Below are 18,565 nucleotides of genomic sequence, written 5' to 3' on the forward strand. Positions count from 1 at the left end.
AGGGAAGGCATGTCCAAGAAAGAGATCATCCGCTGCCTCAAGCGCTACGTCGCCCGCGAGCTCTACCAGCTCATCACAGCAAACGATCTTCAACTCGCGGCTTGACATCTATAGGAGCATCTTTGCCAGGGCCCTGGGCCGTAACCGTGCAGCTTGACCTGCTTCGACAGCCCGCACGGCTTAGAAAATGTGGACACGGGCGGAAGCTGCTCGGCAGTGAGCTGGCTTTACCTGCGCCGCCACGCTGGCTGTCACGTCCAGTAGTTAACCGCCGTTGACCGCCGTCGCCCATCCCAACGGGCACGCAACGGCACGGCGACCGAGAGATTATGGGATCAAAATGCCCGCCCCGCCGACCTTCGCGCGTGGGGGTCTAGCAGCGGAAATGCTCTCGACATCTCACACTGCTCCCCCGCTGTCCGTCGACCTCTTGCGGACTAGATGCGGACCGCTCCAGGTTCGTCCGTCCGGCAACTGCCGGCGCAGGGCCGCTACGTCACAGCTCGCGTTCGCGCAATGGCGGCTACTCACGCCTTACGAGGCGGTTCAGGCCACGCTCTGTCCCAGCTTGCCCAAATGTCAACCTCGTCAGCCGACTCCAGACCCATTGCCAACAGCAGAGAGATGACAGCGACCAGGCGGGTGAAAACCACAACCGAGGAGCCGTACAAGCCCTCCCCTATGGCCCGATGACCAGACCCCCAGCAAGATCGCGGCCTGCGGCGTGAAGGGCCTCGGCGTACTCCGGCTCTGTTAGCCCGAACGTGACTTCATCACACGGAACGGAGAGCGCAACGGGCACCGGATTAAGGTCGAGCTGGACCCCCGGAGAGTCGGTAGCACGCGCCATGAGCAAGCCATACGAGGACCGGTGCCCCAGACGGCCCCGGTACTCGACGCCGACGACGTCAACCTCGGCCGGCATCGGACCGTCGCCACCAGCCCACGCGGTCAGGCTGGAAAACTCCCGCCGCCGAAACTCCCTCAGCATGGGCCGCACCGTAGCGGGATGCCGTAAGCCTGGCGGCCTTGGGATTAGAAGAAGGTCGCGGATGGTTGGTCCGACGGTCACACCCCCGGTCAGCCCGTCCGTGGTTGTCGGGCGTCGTCGGCGGCTGCGGCTTTCCTTGGCTGTACCGATGGCTGTACGACCAGCCGCAGCCGGTCCGCACGTGTTCCTCGTGCGCGGCGCAACGGCCCGCGAGCGCCATCACCGCGGACGGGCCGGTCTGCGCCGCGTGCTACCGGGCACCGGCCCGCCGCTGTGGTCGGTGCGGCCAGCACCGCCCCGTCGCCCGGCGAGCCGGCGGCGGCAGTCCGGACCTGTGTTACGGCTGCTATCAGGGGCAGGAGGTGGCCTGCTCGGTCTGCGGGCGGGTACGACCCTGCCACCGAGCGGGCTCTGGACGTCCGATCTGCAATGCTGCCGACCGCGTCCGCCGAGGACCTGCTTCCGCTGCGGCCGCAGCCGCCCGGTTCAGGCGGAATGGCCAGCCGGTCCCGTCTGCGTTGGCTGCTACGAGTACGTCCGTCGGCATCCCGCCGAATGCCGCACCTGCCACCAGGTCCGGCCGCTGATCGCCCGGAACGGCGAAGGCGGATCAGTCTGTGGGCCCTGCGTCGGGGTCGACCTGACCGACACCTGCCGGGACTGCGGTCGAGCGGAGAGATCCACTGCGACCGGCGCTGCTTCCACTGTGTCCTGGCCGAACGCCTCACCGACCTGCTCACCGGACCCGATGGTCAGGTCGCCGAGCAACTCCGTCCGCTGCAGGAAGCGCTGACCGGGGTCGGCAACCCCGCGACGGTCCTCGGCTGGCTCGCCAAGAGCCGTTCGGCGAAGCTCCTGCGCGAGTTCGCCATCACCACCGCGCCCCTCACCCACGACATCCTTGACCAACAGCCACAGACCCAGCCCCTGCACTACATCCGCGAAGTCCTCGTCACCACCGGCGTCCTCCCGCCCCGCGAAGAACATCTCGAACGGCTCGGCCCCTGGCTTGACCGGATCCTCGCCGGCAAGCCCAGCCATCACGTCCGAACCGTCAAGCCGTTCGCCCAGTGGTTCGTCATCCGCCGCGCCCGCCGCTCCGCCACTCGCAACGGGGACTACCGCCGCGGCAGCGCCGATCACGCACGCGCCCGGATCCTGACCGCGTTGGAACTGCTCAGTTGGCTCGACCAGCGCGATCTGACCCTGGACACACTCACGCAACCCCGTCCTCGACCGGTGGCTGGAGGAGGGTGCGACCACACGTCGCTCGGTCCGCTACTTCCTGGCCTGGGCCCACGACCGCGGATTGGTCACCGGGCTCGATGTCCCGATGGCCGCCAGGACGGCACCGGCGATCCTCCTCGAGGAAGACGACCGCGCCGCCCAACTGCGTCGCTGCTTCACCGACGAGACTCTTCCCCTGGATCTGCGCGTTGCCGGAGCCCTGATCCTGCTGCTCGCGCTGCCGCTGACCCGGGTGCTCCACCTACGCGGCGCTGACCTCCTACGCGATCCCGACCACACTCACCTCCTGATCGACGGCCACCAACTCCGCCTACCACCCCGCCTCGCCGATCTGATCCACCGGCTTCAGAACCACGCAGGCGTCCGATCCACCCTGACTCGGATCAACACGTCCCCGGGCTGGCTGTTCCCCGGGCAGATCGCGACCCGGCCAGCCCACGACAACGCCATCGCCACACGGCTAAAACGCGCCGGCATCAACACCTTCGCGGGACGCAACGCAGCCCGGCTCGCACTCGCCGCCGAACTTCCCGCCTCCGTCCTGGCTGACCTGACCGGTCTGCACATCACCACCGCCGTGCGATGGACGGCCTGGGCCAAGCGTGACTGGGCGCAGTTCGTGGCTACACGCGGCGACGACAGCTCCAACGAACCCCACCGGCCTGACGGCCACGACATCCTGGAGAGGGAGCATGAACTTCCAGCACTTCGACCTCGGTCAGCTCAAGCGCGGCGCCACCGTCGTCGTCCAGCTCCGTGGGAACGCCGCGAACGTGCGCTTGATGGACTCAAGCAACTTCTCCAGCTACAAGAACGGCCGTGCGCATCGCTACGCCGGAGGCCTCGTGACCAAGTCGCCTGTCCGGCTCCCAATCCCACGCGACGGCCGCTGGCACGTGACGATCGACATGGCGGGCCTGCGCGGATCAGTGCGGGCCACCGTGTCCGTCGAGCCGCCGCCGCTTCCGAGACTGCGCAGCAGCAGTACGACCGCCCCGCTGAGTCAGATCCGCCACGAAGCACCACCCTCCCTCGACGCCGACGACTCCCGGGTCTGGGATGTCTTCATCTCGCACGCCAGCGAGGACAAACCAGCGGTCGTCACTCCACTCGCCGAGCACCTGCGAGAGCTGGGTGTGACCGTCTGGCTCGACGCGTTCGAACTGCGCATCGGCGACAGCCTCCGCCGCAAGATCGATGCCGGCTTAGCCCGCAGCCGATTCGGCATCGTAGTGCTTTCCCAGTCCTTCTTCCGAAAAGGCTGGCCCCAGTACGAACTTGACGGTCTCATCACCATGCAGGTCTCCGGCAAACAGAGCCTGCTGCCCATCTGGCACGAGATCACCAAGGACGAAGTGATGAGCCAGAGCCCATCCCTCGCAGACAAGATCGCCCGCAGTACTGCTCAGTACACCATCGAGGAGATCGCCACCGAGATCGCCGACGTCGTCCGGCCTGACCTCGACGCGGGTGCGGCCTGAGGAATACCGCACGCTACGAATAAGTGTTCTCCGCCAGTACACCCCGAGGCCAAGCCGGCCATCTGCCGCGGCTTCGCCGACCGCTACCGGACTCAGGCACTACAACTCATCGAACGGCTCTTCGGCTTCGTCGAGGTCGATCCGCCGGACACCAGCGAGAGGACAGTCGTGTGACGTTATAGCTCGTGCGCAAGTACACCGGCCATGACGTCACCGGCGCCGTGACCGCCGCCGCCGAGATGGAGCAGCTCTACAGCGAACTGAAGCCGCCGCTCCGGCGGTGTCGCCGCCTGGGCAGGGTGGTGCCGTTGCACCAGCAGCATGTGCTCGTTGAGCGGATCCGCGTCGGCCTGGTAGCAGGCCTGCTGCAAGATCTGTCGGTAGCGCGTAACTATCGCCGGCTGGTCGCGGCGCCGTAGCCGGCGACGCTTAACGTGGCCGCCCGCCCGTTAGTTGCCAGTTGCGGCGGTGCCGGAGTGGATCTGTGGGCTGCTTGGAGTCTGCGCCGGGGTGCGGTATGTCTTGACAGCCCGCTCGGGCCAGAACCCCAACAGCGTCTTCATTTGGCCGACCTGCCGGACGGCGCCGACGGCGGATACGATCCCGCAGTTGTAGTCGACCCTTACCGTGACTTTGGTGTCGTCTGGGTAGCCAAGGATGACTTGATATTGATCATGACCCGCGAGCGTGCAAGCGTTGCTTTCAAGGTCGGCCGGGTCGAGCGTGTTCAGGTAATCGGCCAGACCGTCCATCTTGTCAGCGGCTAACGGGATCGGTTGACGCAGTGGGTACTGGTCTCCGGTACGCGGAAATGAGTACACGCACAGCAGCGCCGTCGAGCTTCCCTCGGGCACGAGGTCACCGTAGCGGCTGGCCTTGGTGGGTGCGTTGTTCACGAATGTGGCAGGACAGGTGGGCGGGCCGGGCTGCTTCACGGCCGCGGTGTCATCCTCGGCCCCACACGCCGCCAGCAAAACGATAAGCCCTGGGATGACTCCCATCCGGACGATCAGCGATAATCCATGAAAACTGGCTGGCATACCGCCCCTTTGATTTCGAGTAATAGCGCTGCTCGGGCGCCCAACTTAAAGTTGGGCGCCCGAGGTGGTGCCGGTGGTTACGATATCACTGAGTCAGCGGGGTTGCGGCCAACGGGCCGCCAACGACCTGGTCCAAATCCGCGAAGTACAAATAATAAGGGGCGTTACCCCCCGCCGTGACAGTTCCCTTGGCCCGCACGCCATCTCCGTCGAGCGAGAAGACGGGACCACCGCTGTCCCCGTTCTGACCGGCCGCGAGGTGGTTGATCTGTTCCACCAGACCCAAATCGCTCATATATGTGAGCTCGCCATCGGAGTCCACACCCTTGATCGTGTACTCTCCGCCTTGGGTCTTAAGGCCGCAGATGGTACCGCTCCTTGACCCCGATTGGCAAAGCAATTCATTGACCGCCCGGTAACCCCAGCTATGCACGGGCTTTCTGATTGTGGTGTTGACCCCGCCATCGTAGATCCAGGCCTCTCCGGGGGCGTCGATTAGCAGGACATCATGTTCCCAGTCCTCTTGATAGACCGGGCCGATCTGCTCAAAGTAGGTATCGCCGTCAAAGTGGCCGTTGAAGGCCACGTCCGGTGCCGTCATACAATGCGCTGCGGTGAGCATGTACGTCCGCGAATTCTTCGCCACGGTGAACCCGGTCGTGCACCAATCCGACCTTTTCTCTAGGTCGCGCCAAGTTTCGAACTGTGCGCCCCCACTCCACGGCGAAAAGTCGCTCTCCCGGCTCAGCGGGTTGATGGGTGCCGTCGCGGTGGTCATCTTTACCGGCACGCCCAAGTTCAGGCCGCCCACCAAGCTGTCCGCGTCTTTACTGGTCAGGCCCTTGTTGGCCAGCTTGGCCCGCATCTTCTCGGCGGTTGCGGTGGGCATGCGCTCCACGTGCAACCCAGACCCGTCGTCCCGCGTTCCGATCGCCTGGATGGTGCTGTGCTCCCGCTTATCCGCAGCCTCCAGTTGTGCCTGCGCCCGATGCAGTTCAGCGCGTGAGAAGGCAGCCATCTTTACCGTCACGGGCCCAATCCGGCGGGCGTCGGCAACCGCGCTGGCCATGGCGGCCGGCAGTGAACCTTTGTAATACAACGTGACGCCGTCTCCCTCGTACGCCACGCCAGCGTAACCTGAAGTCTTTGGCAGCTTCATAGCGGCCTCGAGTAGAGCTTGCGCCGCTGGGTGCAGCTTCTCCTGCCGACGCATTTCGGCGAGCAGTTCCGGGCTCTGGTTGTCGGTCAGTTGCGGGTCGTTGGCCGCTGGTGCGGGCGGATCCGCCTGCACAGCCCCAGGCGCGATCGATAACGCCAGTAGCAATGCGCTGAAGGCTATTGCGAACCGTCGACGAGATCGGCTTCGTGTCATTGCTCTCCTCACGCTGACGTCGGAAGCAATCAAAGCATCCGACTCCGCTTCGTTCTTAGGCTTGACACCCGGAAACTGGGGTGGCGCACGGCCGAATATCCGCCGCAATCACACGACAGAGAGTAGAAACGCCAATGCATGGTGGCACATTGGGCTCGATTGCTAAATCGGTTTACCCCCGTGTTCCGATGTGAGGACAACGACGCCGAATGTCCTGACTCGAAGCTAGTCGATCATCTCATTAGTGTCAATGCATCGTGTAACCGTGTCGTCTCCGGTACGCCCAGAGCTCAACGCCGCTGTTGCCGCCGGTAGTCGGGCGGCGATCGCGGCCAGCAGCGCGGGCCTGTTGCTTTTTCGGTGAGCACGTAGTCCGTGCCCCGGTCCTGCGCAGGTAGGCGGCGATGTCACCGCTGGGTCGTTGGGCGAAAGTCACTTCCGGTATCCGGAAAATTCACCTCTGGCAGATGGGCAAAGTGACTTCCGGTACTACCGAATGCGACCCGCGATACCGGAAGTGACTTACGTCACCCGGGCTGGTCACTAGTCGTCCAGCCAAGCCGCCGGAACGCCTTACACCGGTCCCCGCCCAACTGCTCACACGGCACGGCACGGCGCCGGCGGCCACCTGACGCTCGCTTCACTGAGTCAGGCGCGACACCTCGCCCCGGGCCCTTCAACGTCCGGGGCGGCGGGCAGAAGCACATCCGGGCGAGGTTGAACATCACCGGTCCGTGGTTCTGCACGACGCAGGTGCCCTGGGGATTGAACAGCTTGCCGCAGCCGACTCAGGGAACTTGCAGCCGTGCGGCCCGGGGACCGGCAGCGACTGCCAGTCCGCCGGGATCAGGAGTTGGTACTCGTCGGCCATGCGTCGGTGCGCCACCCCGAACGTGACCCGCTCGGCCATGCCTAAGCCAACCATGGCCTTCTACGCGGAACAGAGGGGTCAAGTTTGAGCCGGCGTTGACAGTTGTCATGGCGGCCGCGTCCCGCCGCCAGTTCGGCAAGACCTTGTGGAAGGCCCGCAAGGGCAAGGAGGTTTCGTACGTATGCCGCGCGCACCTGGCACACAAGGCCGGATCGCTCCGCCTCGAAGCCTCGCAGGGGGCAACGCGGAGGCCGGATCGATCGTTACGATGCCTCCCTCAATCACTGGGGAGGATGAATGGAAGACATCGACGTGCCTGTCGCCTGGGCGAGCACCCACGGACACACGCTGCCCGGCGTCTGCGCCCGCCACGGCGAGCCGGCCGAGGAGATCCACCACCCCAGGTTCGGCCGGACGTCGCCTGGCTGGACACTGATCGCGGCAGTCACCTCGCTGGTATTGGCGTTTCTCCTCGGCGTGGCGGTGGCGCCCATGCTCGCACCCTTACCAGTCGTCGCGTTCGTCGCCATCGTCATAAACATGCGGTCAATCCAGGTCGCCTGGCCCTACTGCGCGCGGTGCGTGCTCCTCCACCACCGGGTGAAGGTCCTCGGCCGCGTGGCGGGCGCGCTCACACTGCTGGGCACGTTCGCAGCCGTATCGCGCATGCGTGCCAACGGCGTGGACGGCACCATGCTATGGGTGACGGCCGCGTTGCTGCTCGCCGCACTGGTCATGGCCCTGGTGATGGCGGCGTTCTCCTGGCAACGGCTCGCCGGGGCGCAGGTGTCGCGGGACCAGCTCTCCGTACGGGTAAAGGCGCACCCACGGTTCGCCGCCGAGGTCCGGGAGCGGCTCGCGGCAGAGCGGGCAGCCGCTGGCCACATTCGGTAGGTGAAGCGGGTGACGGGAATCGAACCCGCACTGCCAGCTGACCCGAAAGTGGGCTCCCCAGCCGACGGCCAGAGTGACAAACTGCAGGTAACAGCTATGGCCCGCCATGCTCCCACCCCGCGCCACGGCTTTGATTGCGGGCCTCGGGCGGTTGGCGTGTCCATTTTCCCGCATGTGCGGCGCCCCGAAGAGACCCAGGAACAGCTTGGGAATTATCGATCTGGGGCTGCCCTCCTGGCTTGGCGGCCCGCTCTCTCGGCGGTCTCTCGTGGCCTCGGCTGGCCCATGCTGTCCTCGCCCAATGGCGCGCTAATGGCACGGCGGGTGCTCGCTGCGATCGCCGGCCGAGCGATCGCCGACCCCTGCGTTGCAAAGATCAAGACTGCTGTCGGCGGGCGTCGACTACTGCCGCTGATCTGCTCGATCTGTTGCATCGCCGTCGGGCCGTCGAAATCTGCCACCACGAACTGGCACGTGTTGCTGGACAGCAGCGGGTACAGCCCCATGAACACGTCACCGACGAGATGCGCGGCGACGACCTCCGGCGTGCGGGGCAAGTACGCGACGCCGCGCCGATCCATGCCCTTTCGCCACCCGCCGGCAACTGCGGGCATCCACCCGGCAGCGCCGGTGCGGGCGTTCTCCCATCGCACGGCGTACACGTCGACGCGGGCCCGGAACCAATCGGCGAACAGCGCCAGCTTGTCCCCCACCGGCGAGGCCATCGTGACCAACCCTGGCGCAGCGACCGACGCGGACAGCTGCTCCGGCACCGGACTCGTGTCCTGACCGCGCAGTTCCAGCAGGCGCGACAGCCGGGCGTTCTCCGCTCGCAACCGCTCCACCTCGCGGCGAAGGCCGACGAATTCGTCCACGGAACCCACCGGACCATCCTCGGGTATCGGGCTTCGAACACCCCGGGGCGGATCCGCTATTCTCCGCCGATGGCATCGGAGCGGGATGCGGCGATCGAAGAGGCCACCGTCGACGCGTACAACGACGACGAACAGCTCACCGGCCTGTTCACCATGATCGAAGAGCATCTGGCGGTGCCATTCACCACCACCGTCCTCGGCATGGAGGTAATTATGCAGAAGGTCGACCTCACCGCCGACAGCATCGTCGCGGTCTGCGCCCGGGGCCGCCACCGGCAGAGGATCGACCTGCTCGACCTGCCGCTGCCCACCCCTGCACCGGATGGCGCCGCCTGGATCGACGCCTACCGGCACTGGGCGGGGCGGTAAGCCGCGGTGAGCGAGTACCAGTACTACGAGTTCACCGCCGTCGACCGGCCCCTCACGACCCGAGAGCAGGCCGAACTGCGCTCGCTGTCCACCCGGGCCGACATCACCGCCACCAGCTTCGTCAACGCCTACGAGTGGGGCAACTTCAAAGGCGACCCAGACAAGCTGATGGAGCGGTACTTCGACGCGCACCTGTACCTCGCGAACTGGGGCACCCGCCAGCTCATGCTGCGGTTGCCGAAGCACGTGCTCGACCCCGCCACCGTCGCCGACTACTGCGTGGGCGACGGCGCGTTCGCCTGGACCACCGGCAGGCACGTCATCGTCCGCCTCAACCGGGAGGACGAGGACGGTACCGATGAGTGGGACCTCGACGGTCACGGCCTGCTCGCCTCGATCATCCCGGTCCGGGCCGGCCTCGCCGCCGGCGACCTGCGCCTGCTGTACATGGGTTGGCTGCGCTGCGTGCAGTCCCTAGAGCTCGCCGACGACGAGCCCGAGCCGCCCGTCCCGGCCGGGCTGGGCACGCTCGACGCGCCCCTCACCGCGATCGCCGAGTTCCTGTGCATGGACCGTGATCTGCTCACGGCCGCGGCGGCCGGATCGACACAGACCGCAGCCGACGAACCGACCGCCGCGCAGCTCCGCACCTGGGTCCTCCAACTGCCCACCCGAGACAAAGACGCCATCCTGACCGACCTGATCACGGGCAGCGACGGTCACCTGCGCAGTCGGCTGCAGCGCCGGTACCGCGACGCGCATCCGACGGACGCGGCCACCACGAAGGCCCCACGCACCGCCGGGGAACTGCTCGCCACCGCCGCAGACCTCCGCGCCGAGCGGGAGCGCCGAGACGCCGAGCAGCGCGAACACGACCGGGCCCGCCGGGAACGGTTCGCGGTGGCCGCCCGGCAGCGGCACCTCGACACCCTCACCGTTGACCAGCCGAACGCCTGGCAGCAGGTGAGCGAGCTCATCTCCACGAAGAGGCCGCGCGAGTACGACACAGCCGTACAACTCCTCGTCGACCTACGCGACCTCGGCGAACGCGACGGCAACACCACGCCGTTCCGGCAGCGGCTGGCCGAGCTACGAACGGCGCACGCGCGCAAGCCCAGCCTGCTCGAACGCCTCGAACTGGCAGGCCTCGATGCGTGAACACGTCCGGCCGACCGCCGCGCAGGCCCAGATCAACCTGCACACTGTGCTGCAACTCGTGGCGGCCGGTCGACTGCGGTGCAGCCAAACGACCCGCCGACCAGCCGCCGCGACCGTCGCCGCAATCGCCGAAGTGCTCGACGACGGCGACTTCTACCCCGACGAGCCGATCGCGGCGTTCGCATGGCCACTGCTCCTGCAAGCCGGCGGACTGGCCGAACTCGCCAGCGGCCGGCTTCAACTCACCGACCGCGGACGCGCCGCCCTGGCCAAACCGGCCGCCGCGACGATCCGGCAGCTCTGGCGATCCTGGATCACCACCACCGTGCTCGACGAGCTCACGCGGGTCGACGAGATCAAAGGCCAGCGCGCCGCGAACGTCCTCACCTCGGTCAAGACCCGCCGCAAAGCCGTCGCCACCGCCCTCGCCGGCTGCCCACGCGACGAGTGGATCGCCGTCGACGACCTGTTCGCCACCATGCGCCGCAAACGGGAGACCTCTCCAACCATCGCCCGCAGCGAACGCGCACTGTGGAAGCTGTACCTCGTCGACCCCCAGTACGGCAGCCTCGGCTACAGCGGATTCGCCGACTGGCCGATCCTCGAAGGCCGGTACACCCTCGCCGTGGTGTTCGAGTACGCCGCGACCCTCGGCCTCATCGACATCGACTACACCGACCCGGCCGGCGCCCGCACTGACTACCACGACAACTGGGGCTCCGACGACCTCGACTGCCTCAGCCGCTACGACGGACTGCTCGCCATCCGACTCAACCCGCTCGGCGCCCACGCACTCGGGCTGACCGGCAACTACCAGCCACCCGCCAGCACCACGGCGCCGGAACGGACCCTGAAGGTCCTGCCAACCCTCGACATCGTCGCCGTCGGCGACCCCACCGCCGCCGACCGGCTCATCCTTGACGCCCACGCCGAACACACCAGCGACCGGGTCTGGACCGTGCGCGCCAACACGCTGCTCGCCGCAGTCGACACCGGCCGGCAGCTAGGCCATTTCGTCGCCTTCCTGACAGATCGTGCAACGCACGACCTGCCGGCAGCGCTCGCCGTCCTCGTCGATGACGTGACCACCCGGGCGACGAGGATCCGCGACGGCGGCCTCGTCCGCCTCGTCGAATGTGCCGACGCACCACTCGCGGCCCTCATCGCCCGCGACCCGAAACTCCGCACCCTGTGTACCCTCGTCGGCGACCACCATCTCGCCGTACCCGTCGAACACGAAAAGCAGTTCCGCCGCACGCTGCGCACCCTCGGACACACCATCGCCACCCCAACGGGATGAACCAGGCCGCGGCGGCCCAGCAACCACTTACTCGCAGGGCAGACCGCATCGGCTGGGGGACTCGTGCATGCCGAGCCCGTCCTCGCCGCGGCCATCCCCTCCCGCGCTGCTGCGGGCGCCCGCACTGGCCGTCCTCGGCCTGCTCGCCGCCCTGTTCCCTGCTGCTGGTCCAGCTACACCTGACCCGGGAGCGCCGCCGGGAGGTCCGCGACACCGCCCACGCCGAACGCTCGCACTCGAAGCCGAAACCACCGCCTGGCGGTGGCACCTGTAGATCCCGGCCAGCCGTCCCACACCCGTCTGCGCTCGGCCGTCACCTCGATGCACGCCGGGAACTCAAGGAGTCCGATGTGCGGTGACCGCACGTCGCTGGCGGCGGCCATGCGGGCTGACGATTCCACGGCTGGCATTGCCGCGGCCATCATGGTCCACCCCGCCCTCGCCGCATGCACAGACTCCCTTGATCAAGTCCCGCAACCAATCACACCTCACGCGCGGCGGCAGATGAGATGAGTGTCCCCCGACAGCCTGACGCGCTATCGGTAGTCGATTGGCGTGTCGAGCGGGTCAGAGATCGGTGATCCTTCCGTCGTCGGCGAAGGCCCCCACCGCGGCTAGGAACTCCTCGAGGAAGTTGCGTAGGTCTTCGCCGACGACCGTGATGCCGCGTTCGGTGCCGTGATAGATGCCGACCTCGTAGACGGCCTCCTGCAACCGGTAAACCGGGCCGCCGTCCGTGGTTGCCAAGGCGTAGAGGTCGCCGCCTCCGTTGCTGCCGAAGACCACGTTGTCGACGTCCTCCGCAAACGGCTCGCTGATCCGGTCGGCACGCCCGTCGTCGTGATACAGGTTGCCGATCACACTGTCCGGAGGGTGCAGAAAGTAGCCGTTGGTGATGTCCGACAGCGACAGCGGCCCGACAAATCGGTACAGGGCAAAAAGCTCATCCGGTACCCACGGCATGCGCTCGTGCAGCGCGGCCAGTTCCGCCGCGGAGGACGGCGGCCCACACGATGATCACCCGCCTCGAACGGGTACTTCGACACGACGTCCCTCAGCGCCCGCACGGCGGCCGCCTCGACCTGCGCCGCCCGAGCAGTCAGCCACTCCTCGTTCAATCCCAATGTCGCCTCATCCACTCGTCCGCTTCGCGTCGATCAGCCCGGCCGCCCTCATCGCGGCAAATGCGCGCAATCGACCCAACCGCGTCGTCCGACTCGTACCACGTCCGCGTTGCCCGCGAGTGCGAAGGCGCCGCTTCCAGGGGGTTACGGTCGGGATCCGGTCGCTACCGTGGTCGCGGCGGCAGCCAGCAGATTCCTGAGCCGGGTGTGCGGGAAGTGCTCACCGGCCTCCGCCGACGGTGTTACCCGTGTGCTGTAGAAGTCGGCATCGTGGTCGTCGTCTTGTTCGGCCCACAGGTTGCCTGCCTCGTCGCGGTGCCACACCACCTTTTGGCCGCGGAAGTCGGCGCGTTCGAGCCAGTCGGCGCCACTGGGCCAGTAGCCGTCCCAGCCCTTGGGCCGCAGTGTGGCGTACGCCGCGTCGACGCCGGCTACGGCGCGGTCCACGTCGTCGTCCTCGAAGACCGCGGCGAACCGGCATAGCAGGGCCATCGGCGCCCCGGGGTGGGACAGCTGCGGATCCGGCACGGCGACTGCCCGGCAGATCAGATCGAGCTCCGACCAGCGCAGCGCGTACGGGTGCCAGTGCGCCAAATCGTCCCAGCCCAGCTCGGCAGGCTCGGCGGAGCCAGGTCCGGTGATGCCCAGCTCGTACGAGCCGAGCCGGGTGTCAACGTCGAGCAGGACGAGGTGGCCGCCGCCGACGTCGAAGGCGACGTTGAGCGCCGTTTCCTGTTCGTCATCGTCGTCCTCGTCCTCGTCGAGCAGCTCTTCAAGGGCGCCGAGCCGATCGGCGCCGGGGCCGTCCTCTGCGGCGAAGGTGTACCGCGCCCAGAACGCCGGATCGTGCAGAGATTCGCGCAGGGATACTGGAATGCCCACCCCACGATCATCGCCTGCCGACGCGGCACTCCGTTAAGCCGGGTCGGCTGCCTTTGATCGAGCGCGCCCGGACATGCTTCCCTACGCACGCTCATCGGCTACTTATCTACTGGTGCTACGACCGCAGCCCGGCCAGGCTTGGTCGAGGTGACCGGCGGGGTGGCTCTCTCATCGGCTGCCCACTGCGGTTTGGTGTGGCTCTCATCTGGCGTGCCTCCTGCCGGTCACCGTGGCGCGGAGAGGCTCAAGAGGGGTCGGCGTGCCCTGACATTGGTGCCCGACCGGCACATGTGTGTCGTGCGTACCGACCAGATCGTCTACCTGGTGCCCGAAGCGGTCACCCGCCTCGACCCGCGAGCACCGCTGAGCTGGATCTCCGGTCCGTCGGCGACCAGCGACATCGAGTTCGACCGGGTCGAGGGGGTACACGGCCCACGGCGGGTGGGCGACGATGTGGCGGTGGCACCGTAGTCGCGCCATGTCGCCCAGCCAGCCATACGTTGCCGGCCACCACACCCTGTTCGGCCGGACGTCAACACCGAGAATCATCGACAACCATTTCTGCCGATCCGGCCGGCTGCCTGCGTCGGTCGGCGCAGAGATGGTCGGACTACTGGTGCGGGAGGGGTTGACCACCATGGAGTCGTTCGGCAGCCGGCGTACGGCGCGCACTGAGCACCAACGGCAGTGCCGGGTACGGAGGGTAGATCCCCCGTACCCGGTACGCCCTCCGCTTACAGCTCGCGAACCCTGACGTCGCGGATCTCGATCAGGTCGTTGGTGCCGTGGTTCTGCAACCCGATGAACCCGCTGAGGAACTGCCGCAGGTCCGTGGGCGGGTCGCCCTGGCGGGACGACGCCTTGCCCGGGGTGTTGTCGAACTCGTTGATCACCACACCGTTCCGGATGATCGTGTAGTGCTGGCCGACCACCCGGATCTCGTAGTCGTTCCACTGGCCCTTCGGGGTCGCCCCCGCCTGGTCCAGCCCGTTCGGGTCGAAGTTGTAGATCGAACCGGTCTTCTGCGGTTCACCGGTGGGTCCGTCGTAGATCTGGATCTCGTGACCGCAGTAGATGGCGACCCACGCCTCCGAGCTCCGGGCCGAGCCGAACGTGCCGCAGCTGCCCTCCGGCCGCTCGGCCAGCGGCATCCTCGGGTCCGGGAACCGGACGAAGGCGCCGCTGTTGGCGTAGACGCTGCCGGCGGAGACGTCCCGGAACTGCATCCGCAGGGAGAAGTCGGCGAACTCGTCCTTGGCGTACCAGAGCATGCCCAGCCCGCCGGAGCTGCGGATCGACCCGTCCGGCCGGAGCGCGAACGATCCGCCCGGTGCCTGTCGCCAGTCGGCGAGGGAACCCGCCGTCCCGTCGAAGATGGGCTGGTAGCCGGCGACCTTGCCGATCTCCGACTGCGCCGCCGCCCGGTTCAGCGTCGTCGCCTCACGGTTGTCGACGACGCCGTCCGCCCGCAGGTCGTTGACCACGTCGTTGACGTGGCTGACGAACTGGCCGTGGTTGGACCACATCCGCTCGTCGTCGATCAGGTCGTTGATGGTGCAGCCGCCGCCGGCCTGGTGGTTGGCCACGCCGGTGTCGGTGTCGAGCATCCGCACCGTCTGCCGGCCGTCGGGCGCGGCGCACCCGACGACGACCTGGACCGTGCCGGTGGCGACCTCGCCGTTGGCGTAGGTGACCTTCACCGTCGCCTGGTAGGTGCCGTAGTCCGCGTACGTGTGGGTGGGCTTCGCCTCGTGTGACGGCGCGCTGCCGTCACCGAAGTTCCACTCCCACTTCAGACCGCCGGTCCGGGCACTGGAGAAGGCGATCGTCTTCGGGTTGCTCTGCGACACCGCCCGCGCCGTAGCGTCGTTCGGGTTCGGCGTCGCCGGGCCGCCCTGGTAGGCGATCCGGATCAGTTTCTGGTTGGGGTGCAGGCTGAAGAACCCGCCGGCGTAGTCAAGCATGTACAGCGCACCGTCGGGCCCGAACTTGGCGTCCATCCAGGACTGGAGCTGGGTGGTGCCGCTGCCCGAACGGATGATGCTGCGCAGGTCCTCGGCGAAGGCCGGCGGCCCGTGGCTGTCGACCTTGCTCGGGTCGACGGTGACCGCGATCCGGTTGTTGGCGTTGGACTGGTCACCGATGAACCACTTGTTGTCCCAGTATGCCGGCCACGCCACGCCGCTGGCGGTGTCGACGTTCTCCCGCTGGTAGGTCGGGCCATCCATGATGGCCTGCCCGCCGCCCTTGAGGTACGGCTGGGTGAAGGTCTCCTGACCCGCCTGGTACGTCGGCAGTCCGCTCCCGTCGGTGCGCTTCGGGTAGACCGGCCCACCGCCCTGCGGCGAGTACCAGATCATGTTGTCCCGCGCCGGCGGGATGTTGACAAGACCGGTGTTGCGAGGGGATTCGTTCTTCAGGTTGTTGCAGTCGTACCAGCCGGTCAGCACGGTGGCGTCGGCGTTGCTGCGGTCCCGGTAGGGCTGCCGGTTGCCCATGCAGTACGGCCAGCCCTGGTTGCCAGAGGAGGTGATGATGGTCGCCGTCTCGTACTTGGCCGGGCCGAGGTTCGGGTCCGGGCCACCGGCGTCCGGGCCGACCCACGCCGCGGTGAGCCAGTCGTTGACCGGGTCCCAGGCGATCCGCGCGATGTTGCGGACGCCCATCACGTAGATCTCCGGGCGGGTCTTGCCGCCGCCCTGCTCCTCGCCGGTGAACAGGTTGCCGGCCGGCACGGTGTACGTACCGTCGGGCTCCGGGTGGATGCGGAGGATCTTGCCGTTCAGGTCGTTGGTGTTGCCGGAGGTACGCCGGGCGTCCTGGAACGACACGCCCTTGTACTCCTGCGTCCAGTTGTTGCCGGCGTAGCCGTTGGAGCCGCCGGAGGAGTTGCTGTCCCCGCTACCGATGTAGAGGTTGCCGGACTCGTCGAAGGTCATCCCGCCGCCCGCGTGGCAGCAGCTGTGAATCTGCGTATCCCAGTGCAGCAGGTCCTTGCGGGTGCCCTGGTCGAGGGACTGCTTCGCCGCGTCGTAGGTGAACCGGGAGACGGTCCGCTGGCCGATCCGCCGGTCCCGGTCGATCGACTCGTGCGGCATCCAGTAGGCGTACACCCAGCCGTTCTGGGCGAACTTCGGGTCCAGAGTGATGCCGACCAGGCCCTCCTCGTTCTTGACCAGCTCGCTGCCGCTGCCCCGGTTGCCCATCACGGCGAGGGTGGTCAGCAGTTTGACCTGCTTGGTCTTCGGGTCCCACTGGTGGATCGTGCCGCAGCCGAGGCCGACCTTCGGGTCGTCCCAGTTGACGACCGGCCCGGACGCGCAGGCCGCCTTGCCGATGTAGAACACCTTGCCGTCCGGCGCGACGGTCAGGCCGTGCGGCTCGCCGATCTGGTCGAGCTGCCCGGGCTGGTTGGTGGTGGTGAGCCGCTCGATGCGGTAGTTCGACGCGATGGTCGCCTGGCAGTCGCCGCGCACCATGCCGGTGGTCCACTGGATGGCGCCGACCAGGTGGCTCTGGAACTTCGTGTCGCTCGTCCAGCTGGCCTCGGTGCGACCCATCCCGGTGTAGAAGGACCGGCCGCCGTCGTAGTCATGACACCAGGAGATCGGGTGGAACGCGCCGTTGCCGCTCAGCCCCGGGTTGTAGGTCCCCTCCTCGACCTGGGCTAGGGTGTGCACCCGGCCGGTCGGGCTCGGGTCCCAGTTGATCCACTGGTCGGAGCGGGTCAAGGTCAGCGGCTGCCCCTTGTTCGCCGGGTGCTGACGGTCGGTGAAGTCCACCACGGCCTGCTGCACCGTGGTGTCCGGGGCCGGTCCGGCGTCCGGGCCGATCAGCCACAGCTCGGCGAGCTGGATCAACGGCTCGCCGCCGTTGGCCGTGATGTTCAGCCGGTAGTGCTGGTACGCCGTGGTGTTGGTGAAGCTGTACTGCTTGGTCTGGAACCGCTGGGGGAAGGACTCCCCGCTGCGCGTGTCCAGGTCCGTCCAGGTGGTGCCGTCCTGGGAGCCCTGCAGGGTCCAGTTCTTCGGGTCCCGGCCGGGGAAGTCGTTGGCCGAGGTCAGCGCGTAGCGGCTCACCACGACCGGCTTCGCCAGCTTTGCCGCGAGCCAGCCGGTCGGGTTGAAGGTGAGCCACTTGGTGCCGGTCGACCCGTCGATCGCCTTCGCGGCGGTCTCGTTCGGCGCGTTCTCGGCGCTCGCGGTGGCGGAGACGGGCTTCTCGGCGTTCGGCAGGCTGGCGGCCGGCCGGGTGCCGATCAGGCCGGTGAACCAGGCCGAGCTGGGCTGCGCGCGGGCGGCGTCGTGCACACCGACGAACCCGCCGCCACCCTTGACGTACGCCTGGAACGCAGCCTCTTGGGCGTCGTTGAGCGTCACCCCGTTGGCGGAGAGGAACACCAAGCCCCGGTACCGGGACAGGTTGCCGAATGTGAAGACACCGGGGTCACTGGAGTCGTCGACGGAGAAGCCGTGGTCCGCGCCGAGGCTCCGGATTGCGGTGACGGCCCGGTTGACCGGGTCGTCCTGCTGGGCCACCGGACCGTGGAACACCAGCACCTTGACCGCCGCGGCGGCCTCGGCGGCCGCGGCCTTGACCGGGGTCGGGCTCGCGGCCTGGGCGGGCAGACCCAGCACGCCGAGGGCCAGCGCGGCGCTCGACGCGAGGGCACCGGCGCGGCGCATGGCCCGCCGTCGGGCAGGCGGTGGTGGGGTGGCCGTCGAGTCGGACCGTAGCCGTCGTCCGACCCAGCGGGATAACCGGAAATGGCGTCCTTGAGCCATCTCGACTCCTCTTCAGGTTGGGATATGGCGGACATGCGCTGCCGAGCGGTCGTGCCGGGATCGACCGGACACCGGTGCGTGGGACCACCGGCGACGCCCGGACGGGTTGGGGGTGGGTGCGGGACATTGCGGCGGACTGGTGGATGGCTGGGGAGCCCGCCGTGGGCGCGGGGTCA

General features: G+C 67.6%; 14 protein-coding genes. 7 read left to right on the forward strand and 7 right to left on the reverse strand.

The genetic code is table 11. The features are described 5' to 3' along the window. Nucleotides 1–1,516: 1,516 nt before the first annotated feature. Nucleotides 1,517–2,134, reverse strand: coding sequence for a hypothetical protein (locus KBX63_RS26795; RefSeq protein WP_210916002.1), 618 nt, complete (start codon nt 2,132–2,134; stop codon nt 1,517–1,519). Nucleotides 2,135–2,931: 797 nt separating this feature from the next. Between KBX63_RS26795 and KBX63_RS26800 the strand changes: the two genes are divergently transcribed. Both KBX63_RS26800 and KBX63_RS26805 read left to right on the forward strand, forming a co-directional pair. After that, entirely contained in the window at nt 2,932–3,720 is a 789-nt protein-coding gene (locus KBX63_RS26800) for a DUF1883 domain-containing protein (protein ID WP_210916004.1), read from the forward strand. A gap of 185 nt (nt 3,721–3,905) precedes the next feature. Beyond that, nucleotides 3,906–4,139 carry a hypothetical protein gene (locus KBX63_RS26805; RefSeq protein WP_210916007.1) on the forward strand — a complete coding sequence of 78 codons (234 nt, stop codon included), beginning with the start codon at nt 3,906–3,908 and terminating at the stop codon, nt 4,137–4,139. Between the two features lie 30 nt (nt 4,140–4,169). Here KBX63_RS26805 and KBX63_RS26810 read toward each other — a convergent pair whose 3' ends face one another. Together KBX63_RS26810 and KBX63_RS36535 are read right to left on the reverse strand one after the other, a co-directional pair. Then, nucleotides 4,170–4,760: a hypothetical protein gene (locus KBX63_RS26810; RefSeq protein WP_210916009.1), complete on the reverse strand. Its 591-nt coding sequence runs from the start codon at nt 4,758–4,760 to the stop codon at nt 4,170–4,172. 85 nt (nt 4,761–4,845) lie between these two features. Further along, nucleotides 4,846–6,051 carry a trypsin-like serine protease gene (locus KBX63_RS36535; protein ID WP_210916011.1) on the reverse strand — a complete coding sequence of 402 codons (1,206 nt, stop codon included), beginning with the start codon at nt 6,049–6,051 and terminating at the stop codon, nt 4,846–4,848. Nucleotides 6,052–7,300: 1,249 nt separating this feature from the next. Here KBX63_RS36535 and KBX63_RS26820 point away from each other — a divergent pair. Further along, nucleotides 7,301–7,897, forward strand: a complete 597-nt coding sequence (locus KBX63_RS26820) for a hypothetical protein (RefSeq protein WP_210916013.1) — start codon at nt 7,301–7,303, stop codon at nt 7,895–7,897. A gap of 212 nt (nt 7,898–8,109) precedes the next feature. On the opposite strand, the gene KBX63_RS26825 is transcribed toward KBX63_RS26820, so the two are convergent. Further along, nucleotides 8,110–8,772, reverse strand: coding sequence for a hypothetical protein (locus tag KBX63_RS26825; RefSeq protein WP_247663243.1), 663 nt, complete (start codon nt 8,770–8,772; stop codon nt 8,110–8,112). A gap of 69 nt (nt 8,773–8,841) precedes the next feature. Here KBX63_RS26825 and KBX63_RS26830 point away from each other — a divergent pair, with 69 nt between their 5' ends. Genes KBX63_RS26830 through KBX63_RS26840 form a run of 3 tightly spaced genes read left to right on the forward strand, consistent with a single transcriptional unit; the run spans nt 8,842 to nt 11,599 of the window. Further along, nucleotides 8,842–9,141: a hypothetical protein gene (locus tag KBX63_RS26830; protein WP_210916014.1), complete on the forward strand. Its 300-nt coding sequence runs from the start codon at nt 8,842–8,844 to the stop codon at nt 9,139–9,141. Nucleotides 9,142–9,147: 6 nt separating this feature from the next. Then, nucleotides 9,148–10,299, forward strand: a complete 1,152-nt coding sequence (locus KBX63_RS26835) for a hypothetical protein (protein ID WP_210916015.1) — start codon at nt 9,148–9,150, stop codon at nt 10,297–10,299. Beyond that, nucleotides 10,292–11,599 carry a helicase-associated domain-containing protein gene (locus KBX63_RS26840; RefSeq protein WP_210916016.1) on the forward strand — a complete coding sequence of 436 codons (1,308 nt, stop codon included), beginning with the start codon at nt 10,292–10,294 and terminating at the stop codon, nt 11,597–11,599. The genes KBX63_RS26835 and KBX63_RS26840 overlap by 8 nt, the downstream gene beginning before the upstream one ends. Before the next feature lie 567 nt (nt 11,600–12,166). Here the strand turns inward: KBX63_RS26840 and KBX63_RS26845 are convergent. Then, a complete protein-coding gene (locus KBX63_RS26845; protein WP_210916017.1) occupies nt 12,167–12,562 on the reverse strand; it encodes a hypothetical protein in 396 nt (131 codons plus the stop codon). Between the two features lie 305 nt (nt 12,563–12,867). Continuing rightward, entirely contained in the window at nt 12,868–13,605 is a 738-nt protein-coding gene (locus KBX63_RS26850) for a hypothetical protein (protein WP_210916022.1), read from the reverse strand. A gap of 210 nt (nt 13,606–13,815) precedes the next feature. Between KBX63_RS26850 and KBX63_RS26855 the strand changes: the two genes are divergently transcribed. Further along, the gene (locus tag KBX63_RS26855) at nt 13,816–14,076 is read left to right on the forward strand and encodes an LUD domain-containing protein (RefSeq protein WP_307871860.1); all 261 of its coding nucleotides are present in this window, start codon (nt 13,816–13,818) and stop codon (nt 14,074–14,076) included. A gap of 263 nt (nt 14,077–14,339) precedes the next feature. Here KBX63_RS26855 and KBX63_RS26860 read toward each other — a convergent pair whose 3' ends face one another. Further along, nucleotides 14,340–18,389 carry a ThuA domain-containing protein gene (locus KBX63_RS26860; protein ID WP_247663251.1) on the reverse strand — a complete coding sequence of 1,350 codons (4,050 nt, stop codon included), beginning with the start codon at nt 18,387–18,389 and terminating at the stop codon, nt 14,340–14,342. Between the last annotated feature and the right edge of the window lie 176 nt (nt 18,390–18,565).

Origin of the sequence: Micromonospora sp. U21 (genome assembly GCF_018070045.1) — a bacterium.
In the GTDB taxonomy this organism is placed as follows: domain Bacteria; phylum Actinomycetota; class Actinomycetes; order Mycobacteriales; family Micromonosporaceae; genus Micromonospora.